7 protein-coding genes are annotated in these 10945 nt (G+C 63.3%); 2 read left to right on the top strand and 5 right to left on the bottom strand.

Translation table 11 applies throughout. The annotated features are described in order from the left end of the window. The first annotated feature begins 480 nt into the window (after positions 1–480). Complete coding sequence (locus C8D77_RS00255) at positions 481–2448, top strand: M23 family metallopeptidase (protein ID WP_164548791.1); 1968 nt, start codon at positions 481–483, stop codon at positions 2446–2448. A gap of 29 nt (positions 2449–2477) precedes the next feature. Here C8D77_RS00255 and C8D77_RS00250 read toward each other — a convergent pair whose 3' ends face one another. Beyond that, on the bottom strand, positions 2478–4037 hold the full coding sequence (locus C8D77_RS00250) for an MFS transporter (RefSeq protein ID WP_109658628.1): 1560 nt from the start codon (positions 4035–4037) through the stop codon (positions 2478–2480). Positions 4038–4192: 155 nt separating this feature from the next. On the opposite strand from C8D77_RS00250, the gene C8D77_RS00245 reads away from it, so the two are divergent. Beyond that, on the top strand, positions 4193–4825 hold the full coding sequence (locus tag C8D77_RS00245) for a TMEM175 family protein (protein WP_109658627.1): 633 nt from the start codon (positions 4193–4195) through the stop codon (positions 4823–4825). On the opposite strand, the gene C8D77_RS00240 is transcribed toward C8D77_RS00245, so the two are convergent. The 4 genes from C8D77_RS00240 to C8D77_RS00225 form a co-directional block, all read right to left on the bottom strand. Further along, positions 4799–6322, bottom strand: a complete 1524-nt coding sequence (locus C8D77_RS00240; RefSeq protein WP_109658626.1) for a L,D-transpeptidase family protein — start codon at positions 6320–6322, stop codon at positions 4799–4801. The genes C8D77_RS00245 and C8D77_RS00240 overlap by 27 nt on opposite strands. A 151-nt stretch (positions 6323–6473) precedes the next feature. Beyond that, positions 6474–6839 (bottom strand): MmcQ/YjbR family DNA-binding protein, encoded by a 366-nt coding sequence (locus C8D77_RS00235; protein WP_109658625.1) that lies wholly within the window; start codon positions 6837–6839, stop codon positions 6474–6476. A gap of 61 nt (positions 6840–6900) precedes the next feature. Further along, positions 6901–9507, bottom strand: a complete 2607-nt coding sequence (gene clpB, locus C8D77_RS00230; RefSeq protein ID WP_109658624.1) for an ATP-dependent chaperone ClpB — start codon at positions 9505–9507, stop codon at positions 6901–6903. Between the two features lie 222 nt (positions 9508–9729). Next, positions 9730–10683 (bottom strand): DUF4167 domain-containing protein, encoded by a 954-nt coding sequence (locus tag C8D77_RS00225; RefSeq protein ID WP_109658623.1) that lies wholly within the window; start codon positions 10681–10683, stop codon positions 9730–9732. Between the last annotated feature and the right edge of the window lie 262 nt (positions 10684–10945).

The following is a 10945-nucleotide window of genomic DNA, read 5'->3' as shown; positions in this document are numbered from 1 at the left end:
AGGCTTAGAAGCAAACTTCTTCGTCGCCAGCGGCGAGCCGCCCTCGTTGGTGAGGCGTATATAGTCGCCACCAACGAGAACTGTCAACAGCGATCTCAAAGTTTTTGAACTTTTTGCGACAGAAATTTCGTGCCCTGTCTGTCGATAGCCGACTGCCCCAAGGGAACTCGGGACACCACGAGTGGACGGCCACGAAGGAGCCCTATTGCCGCCGCATTGCCGTTCGACACCAAAGCCAACGAAAGGGCGCAGCGCCGGTGGCGCGGTGCCTCTTTCAGGAGCGCTATATGGGAATACGCGATGAGCCTTGCAGAGAAGGTGCACCGCCCCTCCTGGTAGAGCGCCCCATAAGAAAAGTGCGCGAGGGGAATTCGGTCGGAGCCTGGCGCTTCGTTGACTTCACCTGCCATGACAGGCAAATGTCACGGCCACAACAAAAGCGACAAGCCGTTCCGCCCGGGGAAGAAGCAGCCTTTCTGGATGCCAGACACGGAAGATGTCATAGCCGAACTCGGCAACGAGCCGCCGCTTATCGCGGACGGCCGCAGCGGCCCGCCCGACCGGCGCGAGGTTTCTGCACGCTGGTTATCGGGAACCTTTCTCACCGGTGTGACCTCGAGCGTGTTGATGGGCGTGGCGCTGTTCGCCGCTCTTGATGGTCGCCAGCAGCTGGCCACCCCACCCGAGATCGCCGAGTTGATCAGTCTTGCCGGCAACGGCGATTCCGGCGAAGTCGCCAAGACGACCAGGCTGGTGGCGCCGCGTCAGATCGCCAAGGCCAAGGACCGTCGGCGCATGGAAGTGTCGATGGTTACCAAGGTCGGCGACCGCGACGTTATCCACACCATGCCTTTCGTGCAGATCAAGATGGCGCTCGCCGCCGGCCACACCACCAGCCGCGCCTACCCGCCTTTTGATCCGATGCAGGTGTTCGGCGACGACAGCGACGACAGTGCTCAGCCGGCGACAGCCTCTGCCGCTTCCGGCCAGATCTATGGCGCCAAGGTCGAAAGCGAGATGAGCCTGAAGACCGTCGATTTCCCGATCTCGACGGCTTCCTTCGATGAAAAGAGCGACCTGTCCGCCGACGAGGTGGAAAAGGTGGTGCGCGAAGCCGGCACCGACCTCAGCGACGGCGCCGTGCAGGTCGCTTCACTTCACTATGTCGACCCGCAGCGATTCGGCGAAGCCTTTGCCGAGAGCATGGCAGGCTCCTACGACGTCAAGATCGTGCCGGAAAACGTCTCGGTGGCGCCGCGCGCCACCGCCGACGACCAGGCGCCGGCCTTCGCCGAGGAAATCATCCCCTTCACCAAGGATCTCGACGTCACCGAGGCTTTTGCAGATTCGGGCTACACGGGTGAAGACGCCACCGGCATGGCCGAAGCCATCGCCAAGCTGTTGAACGCGACGGCGCTCAAAGCCGGAACCGTGCTGCGTGTCGGCCTTGAGGTTCACGGCGATGCCGCCAAGGTCGTGCGCACCAGCGTCTACGACCGGACCCAGCACATCGTCACCATCGCGCTCGACGATCGCGGCCAGTATGTGCCCTCGCAGGAGCCGGATCCAAACCCCGAATTGCTGACGGCCTTCGATGATTCGTCGGCGCCGGTGGTGGTGCGCGGCAATCTGCCCAACATCTATGACGGCATTTACCGCACCGCCTATTCCTACGGCATGTCCAAGGCGATGACGCAGCGGCTGATCAAGTTGCTGGCGTCCGGCGTCGACTTCCAGTCACGTCTCAATCCTGCGGATCGCCTCGAAGTGCTGTTCTCGCAGCCGGACGGCGACGACCAGACTTCCGACGATTCGGAACTTCTGTATGTCTCGGCGACGTTCGGCGGCACGACGCGCAACTTCTACCGCTTTCAGATGCAGGACGGCAGCACCGACTATTTCGACCAGGACGGCTCAAGCGCTGAGCAGTTCCTGCTGCGCAACCCGCTGCCCAACGGCAGATTTACCTCTGGCTTTGGTGCCCGCAAACATCCGATCCTCGGCTATGTCCGCATGCACACCGGCACAGATTGGGCCGCTCCTATCGGCTCGCCGATCATCGCAGCCGGCAACGGCGTCGTCGAGAAGGCGGGCTGGGCCGGCGGCTACGGCAAGCAGATCATCCTGCGCCATGCCAATGGCTATGAGACGTCCTACAATCACCAGAGCGCCTTTGCCAAAGGCATCGAACCCGGGGTGCGCGTGCGCCAGGGCCAGGTTATTGGCTATCTCGGCCAGACCGGCCTCTCCACCGGTCCGCATCTCCACTACGAGCTGATCGTCAACGGCACCAAGGTCGATTCGATGCGTGTCCGGCTGCCGGTCGGCAAGGTGCTGAAGGGCGATGACCTCGTCGCCTTCAAGCGTGAACGCGAGCGCATCGACGACCTGCTGAAGCAGGAAGACAGCGATTCGCTGAAAGTAGCGAGCGCCAAGATCGACGGTTGATCCGTCGGCTTTTTAGCCTTTCTGGTTTCTCAGCCTTGCGGATTCTCGACACGCCGCGACCATGGCAGCCGCTCACCGGAAATGGTCGTCCAGGCGATGACAGCCGCAAGCAGGCAAAGCAGCGCGGTCACCGAAGAGACGGCGGAAAACGCAGTGTCGCTGGCGGCGAGCCTTGCCGCATCGACGGTGGGCGCAAGTCCAACCGTCGCCGGTTCGCCAAAGCCTGGCACGCCGGGCGTTGCATTCCCATCCAGTGCATTCGCGTAGACCCAGGCGGCGAGCGAACCCATCGCCGCCACCGCGATCAGACCGCCGATGCGCGAGACGGCATTGTTGATGCCGGAGGCCGCACCCGTATCCTTGTCTTCCACCGCCGTCATGATCGCCGTCGACAATGGCGACACGACCAGCGCCATGCCGAGCCCCATCAGCGCCATCAGCGGGAATGTTCCTGTCCAGAAATTGTGGATTCCGGCACGGGTGAGCAAGGCAAGTCCGGCAAAGGCGAAAGCTACGACGAGGCTGCCGCAGGCGATCGGAAAGCGCGGGCCGATCCGGTCCGATAGCTGGCCGACCGGTCCAGACAAAAGCGCGATCGACGCCGACAGGGGCAGAAAGATGAAGCCGACCTCGGCCGTGCTCAGTCCCCAGCCGGCGATCAGCAGCATCGGCAGATAGAAAAGATTGGCCGACAGTGCGAAATAGAGGAAGAACGTCGCGACATTGGCGCCGGCGAAAGCGCCGACGCGAAACAGGCTGAGGTCGATCATCGGCTCGCGCTGCCGGAGCTCGAAGACGATGAAGACAGCCAGCAAAACGACGCCGGCGGCAATGCTCGGCCCGGCCATATGGCCCTCGCCGCTGGCGCTCATCGAGGTCAGCCCGTATGCGAGCGCACCGAAAGCCAATGTGGCGAGCGCGGCACCGCCGAGATCCAGGCTGCGTTTCTCCGTCGGCGCGTCGGCTGGAACCTTGGCCAGCAGCAGATAGATCGAGATCAGGCCGAGCGGCAGGTTGATGGCGAAGATCGCTCGCCAGATGCCGTCGCCGAAAGCCGACAGCACGAAGCCGCCGAGCACCGGACCAAGTGCCGTGGTCAGCGCCGAAGCAGCCGCCCAGATTCCGATGGTGCGACCGCGTTCCTTTTTCGGGTAGGCCTTGGCGATGATGGCGAGGCTGCCCGGCACCATGATCGCCGCACCAATGCCCTGGACGGCACGAAATGCGATCAGCACCACCGCATTCGGCGCCAGCGCACAGGCAAGCGAAGCGACAATGAACAACGCAATGCCCGCCACGAAGGCGCGGCGGAGGCCGAATCGATCGCCAGCAGCGCCGCCGGCGAGGATCAGCGCCGAGAGCGTCAATGCATAGGCATTGGAAATCCACTGGGCCTCGGCCAGGCTGGCGCTGAGGTTGACGCGGATCGCCGGCGTGGCGATGGCCAGGATCGAACCGTCGATGAAGCCGAGCGCCGAGGCCAGGATTGCCGCGATCAGCACGAATCGCCGCTGCGATTGCGGACAGAACGTTCCATTCGTGACCGGGCTGGTCAGCGGGACGGCGGCGGCTTCGCTGGGTGAATGCATGGAACCTTGCTTAGACCTCCAGTGCACCGGCAACAACCAGCCAGTGGCTTGCAGTCACTGAAACCAGCCCGTCGGCCAGGGTCGCTCCCTATCTGGATGCAAACGGCGGCAGCCATGCTAGGTTTTCTGGAAAAGGTGCAGGCGGGGAGACATCGATGAAGCGGCCACTTGAAGCATCGGCGGAGGGACGCGGCCGTATCGTCGGCATCACCGACGGCGTGTTCGCCATCGCGCTCACCCTGATCGTTCTCGAAATCAGGGTGCCGGCGCACGAGGCGATCCATTCCGAACGCGAGTTGCTTGCCGCGATCGCTGCCTTGGCGCCGCGTTTCCTGACTTATGCCTTGAGCTTCCTGACGCTGACCATCTTCTGGTTTGGCCAGCAGGCGCAGCATGGTCTGATCGCCAAGTCCGACAGACGGCTTGCCACGTTGAACCTCTGCTTTCTCGCCTTCATCGCCCTGCTGCCGTTCTCGACCGACCTGCTGGCCGACTTCCTCGAGTTCAGAACCGCGGTGCTGGTCTACTGGCTCAATCTGCTGATGCTCGGCGTCACGTTGTTCGCCAGTTGGCGCTATGCGGAGAAAAACGGCTTCGTGGCAGAGGATGTCGACGCGGAGACCAAACGCACGGTCTATCTGCGCATCGTCAAGGCGCAGATCCTGTGGGCGCTCGGCGCCGCACTCTCACTCATCAGTCCACTGCTCGGCATCGGCTTCATTCTGATCGTGCAGTTGGTCTATGCCGCCGCACTTCGGAGTTCACTGCTGCGCAAGGTCATCGGCTGAAGGTCCGCCGACAAACTCCACCGTGACACCGGGCGAAACGAGTTTCGCCAGTTCCCGCGCATCCCAATTGGTCAGGCGCACACAGCCATGGCTTTCGGTCTTGCCGATCTTCGATGGATCCGGCGTGCCGTGGATGCCGTAGGTCGGCTTGTCCAGAGCAATCCAGACCGAGCCGACCGGGCCGTTCGGGCCAGGCGGAATGGTCAGGACCTTGTCGTTCTGGCCCTGCTTGAAATTGATGCTGGGGTTGTAGGTGTAGTTCGGATCGAGCGCGACGCGCGACACCGTATGCGTGCCGGACGGCGACGGCGTATCCGACGAGCCGATGGTGGCGGGATAGGCTGCCACCAGCTTGCCGCCGGCATCATAGGCGAAAACCTCTTTCTTGTCCTTGTCGGCGACGATGCGGGCAACCGGCGTCGAGACCAGCCTGCCGAAATTGGCGACCTTGATGATCGTGCCGGGGCGATTGAAGTTGACGTCCGGGTTGAGCGCCTTGAGATAATTCTCGTCCATGTGGAAGCGCTCGGCCAGCGCCTCGGTCACCGACGTGTAGCCCATGCGGTCGAGCTGCGCCTTCTGGCTGTAGTCTTCAGGGATCGAGGCGACATAGGGACCGGCCGCATCCTCCGGCGTGATGGTGTAGTTGGCGAAGGCATCGCCGCCGGATTGCGCCAGCGCCGCCTGGATGCCGACCGCGTCGGTCGATCGCAGATTGCTGCCGGTGATCTGGTTGTAGGCGGCGAGCGCCTTGTCGACATTCGAACCGAAACGCCCATCGATGACGCCAGGCGAAGCGCCGCCGCGGTCGAGCAGCACCTGAAGTGCGGCGACATCCTGGCGCGCTCCCAGCGAAAGCGCCGGGGCAACAGTGGTCTTGTCGCCAGCCTTCGGCGGCAGAGCCGCCTGGTCGGCGGGCAGCGCCTCTTCGGTGGGAACTGCCGGCTGGGCCGGGTCTATCGAGGCCTCGTTCAGCGGCTGGCGCTTGATGGTACCCGGCTTTGCCGGCTGCGGCGCGTCGGGATAATTGTTGTCGTAGCTGCCATCGTCCTGCGGTGCAGGCGGATAGGCTTCCACGGAACTGTCCCCATAGGGATCGTATTCGTCCGCCGGCGGCGGGATAACCCGGCCTTCCTCTTCCAACTGCTTGCGGCGGAACCGCGCCATGTCTTCCGGATCGTCGAGATAGTAGCGGTCGTTGCCGTCGGGGGCGCGGCCCAACTCGCGCAGACGTGTCTCTCGACGCAACGCGCGACGGTCGAGCCGGGTCTGCGGCGGTTGGATGGCGATGACCTTGCCGGTATCGGCGTCGACGATAACGCGGTTGCCCCTGGCGTCGTAATAAATGTCCACATTGCCGTCCTGGGCGAGCAGGATGCCGCCATCATTGGCGACTCGGACAATCGGCGGTGCGCTGTCCTGCGTCGGGGCGGCGAACGCGCCTGAAAAGGACATCCCGGCTGCGAGCGCCGAAAGGGTCAAGATCGTGCGGAACATGGTAGCCAAACTCTCCGGTCCGTAATTGCCGCCGCCCGGCAGTGTTCCTGCAAGGCGAACCCCTTCGCCAGCAAACCAGTTACCCACCATATGGTTCCAACATGAACCGGGCATGAAGATGGCGGTTTTCCGGCGCCTCGAGGAATATTAGCTAGCTTGCGGCGAGTCCCAATTCCTTGCGCGCCTGCCTGGTCAGCTTTAGGGCGACAAGGCGATGGCTCTCGCGCAGATAGTCCTTCAGCGCAGCATCATCCATGCTCTGGCTTGTCCGACGCTGGATCCACGTCATGCCGCGCGAGGCAAGATAGGGCGCGGGCCGCAGGCCCGGCTGCTCTTTGAGCACAGCATAGGCGATATCGGAGCATTTGAAGGTGACGAAGAGCTGCTGGCCCTGGTCCCAGCCGCCGATCGCGAAGACCTTGGCTCCGACCTTCCAGACATGGGCGCCGCCCCACTGGACGACATGGCTCGTCGAGGGCAGCGAGGCGCAGAAGCTGTTGTAGTCGTCCAGTGTCATCCGCGCCCGCTCTTCATACGAAAAAACGCCGCGCGTCCAGGATGGACGCGCGGCGTTTGGATCAGGCTGCCGCTTCCGCCGCGACGATCGTCGGCTTCGAGCGGAAGTTCAGCCGGTCGGAACCGGCTGTGACCTTGACGGTCGAGCCGTCGAGGATATCGCCGAGCAGGATCTTCTCCGCCAGCGGGTCCTGCAATTCCTTCTGCATCACCCGCTTCAGCGGCCGCGCGCCATAGGCCGGCTCATAGCCCTTGGCCGCCAGCCAGTCGATCGCCTCTTGGTCCAGCGACAGCGTGATCTTGCGGTCGACAAGCAGGCTCTCCAACCGCTTGAGCTGGATCTCGACGATGCGGCCCATATCCTGCCGGCGCAGCCGGTGGAACAGGATCACCTCGTCGACGCGGTTGAGGAACTCCGGCCGGAACGACGCCTTGACGACATTCATCACCTCGTCGCGAACCTCATCGACATCCTGGTCCTCGCCAAGATTGACGAGATATTCGGCGCCGAGGTTCGAGGTCATGATGATCAGCGTGTTGCGGAAATCGACCGTGCGGCCCTGCCCGTCGGTCAGACGGCCGTCATCGAGCACCTGCAACAGCACGTTGAAGACATCCGGATGCGCCTTCTCGATCTCGTCGAACAGCACGACCTGATAGGGCCGCCGCCGCACCGCTTCGGTCAGCGCGCCGCCTTCCTCATAGCCGACATAGCCGGGAGGCGCACCGATCAGCCGGGCCACCGAGTGCTTCTCCATGAACTCCGACATGTCGATGCGCACCATCGCGCTCTCGTCGTCGAACAGGAAGCTCGCGAGTGCCTTGGTCAGTTCGGTCTTGCCGACACCAGTCGGCCCGAGGAACATGAACGAGCCGATCGGCCGATTCGGATCCTGCAGGCCCGCGCGGGCGCGCCGCACCGCTTTGGAAACGGCTTGCACCGCCTCGCCCTGGCCGACGACGCGCTTGCCAATCTGGTCTTCCATGCGCAGCAGCTTGTCGCGCTCGCCCTGCAGCATCTTGTCGACCGGAATGCCGGTCCAGCGCGAGACGATATGGGCGACGTGGTCGGGTGTGACCACCTCTTCGACCATGCCGACCTTGCCGTCCTGGGCCTCGGCCTCCTTCAGCTTCTTTTCCAGTTCCGGTATCTTGCCATAGGCAAGCTCGCCGGCGCGCTGGAATTCACCCTTGCGCTGGGCAATGGCGAGGTCGTTGCGCGCCTCGTCGAGCTGCTTCTTGAGGTCGGCGGCCAGCCCGAGCTTCTGCTTCTCAGCCTGCCACTTGGCGGTGATCTCGGTCGATTCCTCCTCGAGGCCGACGAGCTCCTTTTCCAGGCGGGCGAGCCGGTCCTTCGAGGCCTCGTCCGTCTCGACCTTCAGCGCCTCGCGCTCGATCTTGAGCTGCATGATGCGGCGATCGATCTCGTCCAGCGCCTCGGGCTTGGAATCAACCTGCATGCGCAACCGCGATGCGGCTTCGTCGACCAGGTCGATTGCCTTGTCGGGCAGGAAGCGGTCGGCGATGTAGCGGTTGGACAGCGTCGCCGCCGCCACCAGCGCCGAATCCGAAATGCGCACCTTGTGGTGCTGCTCGTACTTCTCCTTCAGGCCGCGCAGGATCGAAACGGTGTCTTCCACCGTCGGCTCGTCGACGAACACCGGCTGGAAGCGGCGGGCAAGGGCTGCATCCTTCTCGACATGCTTGCGGTACTCATCGAGCGTGGTGGCGCCGACGCAGTGCAGCTCGCCGCGCGCCAAGGCCGGCTTCAGGAGGTTCGACGCATCCATGGCGCCATCCGCCTTGCCGGCGCCGACCAGCGTGTGCATCTCGTCGATGAACAGGATGATGTTGCCGTTGGCCGAAGTGACTTCGGAGAGAACGGCCTTCAGCCGCTCCTCGAACTCGCCGCGATATTTGGCGCCGGCAATCAGCGCGCCCATGTCGAGCGCCATCAATTGCTTGTCCTTCAGAGATTCCGGCACGTCGCCATTGACGATGCGCAGCGCCAGGCCTTCAGCGATCGCCGTCTTGCCGACGCCCGGCTCGCCGATCAGCACCGGATTGTTCTTGGTACGGCGCGACAGCACCTGGATGGTGCGGCGGATCTCGTCGTCACGACCGATGACCGGATCGAGCTTGCCGGCACGCGCATCGGCGGTCAGGTCGCGCGCGTATTTCTTCAGCGCGTCATAACCCTGCTCGGCACTCGCCGAATCGGCGGTGCGGCCCTTGCGGACGTCGTTGATGACCTGGTTGAGCGCCTGTGCAGTGACGCCGGCCTTGGCCAGTATGTCAGCGGTCTTGGCCGACTTTTCCATGGCGAGCGCCTGCAAGAGCCGCTCGACCGTGACAAAGCTGTCGCCGGCCTTCTTGGCCAGTTCCTCGGCGGTCGAAAACACTTTTGCCAGCGGCTGCGCCAAATAGAGCTGGCCATTGCCGCCCTCGACCTTGGGCATCGCTTCGAGCGCCGTCTCGACGCCAAGCTTGACGTCGCGGACGTTGCCGCCGGCGCGTTCGATCAGCGACGCGGCCAGGCCCTCGTCGTCGTCGACGAGCACTTTCAGGATGTGTTCGGGGGTGAACTGCTGGTGGTTGCGGGAGAGCGCCATGGTCTGCGCGGACTGGATGAAGCCGCGCACACGCTCGGAGTATTTCTCAAGGTTCATATCTGTCTCCTTCCATCACCGGCCCGCTTTGCGGCACCGGATCAGATTGCGGTGACGGACCCGCCCATTCGAGCCGGATCCTGTTCAGCCGAGATATGGTGCATAGGCCATGCTGTCTCAAGACGCCTTGATGTCGGTCAACGCATAATATTCCATCGCCGCGCAAAAACAAAAACGGCGGAGATTTCTCCCCGCCGCTCAACGTCTTGAAGTGTCGTTCTATCAGTTGTCGATATCGACAATGACCGGTTCAGCATTGCCGCTGTCGACCGGGGCCGCAGCAGCCTCACTGGCGTCGGCCCCGGAATTGGCATTGTCGCCGCCGTCAATCTGATCGGCGTTGACGCGCGGGCGGCGCGGACGCCTCGGGCGACGGGCAGCACCGCTTTCGGCGGCCGCCTCGTTGAGCTCGGCCTGGGCGGCAAGACCCGCCGGCGACAGGTTCTCGAACAACGGAGCCGGCTCAGCCGCGGCAACGGACTCGGTCGGCGAAGCGGCTTCGCCCTGGATCGGGGTCTCGTTGCTCTGGGGCTGACCACCTTGCTCGGCGGACGAACCGAAGTCGCGCTGGCCGTTCTGGCCGTAACCGCCATTGGGGCGACGATCGCGATGGCGTGCGCCATTGTTGTCGCGGCCACCATTGTTGCGCCCGCCATTGTCACGCCCGGCATTGTCGCGATTGTCGCGGCCACCTTCCCGGTTCAGCGCGACCTCGGCCGGCATGCCTTCGATGACCGGCTGCGGCCCGGCGCCATGGTTGACCACCGGAACCTGAGCATCGGAAACAGTGTTGCTGTTGTTGCCGCCATTGTCGAAATCGTCGCGATCCTCGTCGCCGTCATCGTCGAAATCATCGCGATTCTGCTGCGCGTTCTGGATCGGCATCTGCGCCTGCGCGGCTGCGATGATGCGATTGTAATGTTCGGCATGCTGGAGATAGTTCTCCGCCATGACCCGATCGCCGGAGCTGTGCGCATCACGGGCAAGGGTGGCGTATTTTTCGGCGATCTGCTGAGCCGAACCGCGGATCTTCACGTCCGGGCCATTGCTCTCGTAGTTGCGCGTCAGGGGGTTTGGTCCCTTGCGGTTGTTGTTGTTATTATTGTTATTGTTACCACCGCCGCCGCCATTGTTGTTGCGACCGCGCATGCGCCTGTTCTGCTGTTGTGGCCTCATCAAACTCTCTTCATTTTGAAATTTTCGAAAAACTCTTCACGAACGGAGGCGCTCATGCAGCCAGCCGTTTCGTCTCTTCACCGGCGTTCGCCCGCATCGATTGCGTTGGCGCCACGTGCCATCCTGTTCCGGTTACATCACTTGCCGGACGATTCCCGCACGAAGCTTGGGCATCGTTTGCGCAAGAAGGCAGCTATTTCCAAGGAAAACCGAATCGCTAAGAGCACTGCCTGCTTCGTCTCATCCGGTTAAGGCGACCCTA

Origin of the sequence: Mesorhizobium loti, assembly GCF_003148495.1 — a bacterium.
GTDB lineage: Bacteria > Pseudomonadota > Alphaproteobacteria > Rhizobiales > Rhizobiaceae > Mesorhizobium > Mesorhizobium loti.
Note: the sequence above shows the minus strand (reverse complement) of the source record. Positions and strands in the feature narration are given on the sequence as shown.

Coding starts and splice junctions, on each gene's coding strand:
- C8D77_RS00255 (WP_164548791.1), top strand. CDS start 481: ATGCCAGACACGGAAGATGTCATAGCCGAACTCGGCAACGAGCCGCCG.
- C8D77_RS00250 (WP_109658628.1), bottom strand. CDS start 4,037: ATGCATTCACCCAGCGAAGCCGCCGCCGTCCCGCTGACCAGCCCGGTC.
- C8D77_RS00245 (WP_109658627.1), top strand. CDS start 4,193: ATGAAGCGGCCACTTGAAGCATCGGCGGAGGGACGCGGCCGTATCGTC.
- C8D77_RS00240 (WP_109658626.1), bottom strand. CDS start 6,322: ATGTTCCGCACGATCTTGACCCTTTCGGCGCTCGCAGCCGGGATGTCC.
- C8D77_RS00235 (WP_109658625.1), bottom strand. CDS start 6,839: ATGACACTGGACGACTACAACAGCTTCTGCGCCTCGCTGCCCTCGACG.
- clpB (WP_109658624.1), bottom strand. CDS start 9,507: ATGAACCTTGAGAAATACTCCGAGCGTGTGCGCGGCTTCATCCAGTCC.
- C8D77_RS00225 (WP_109658623.1), bottom strand. CDS start 10,683: ATGAGGCCACAACAGCAGAACAGGCGCATGCGCGGTCGCAACAACAAT.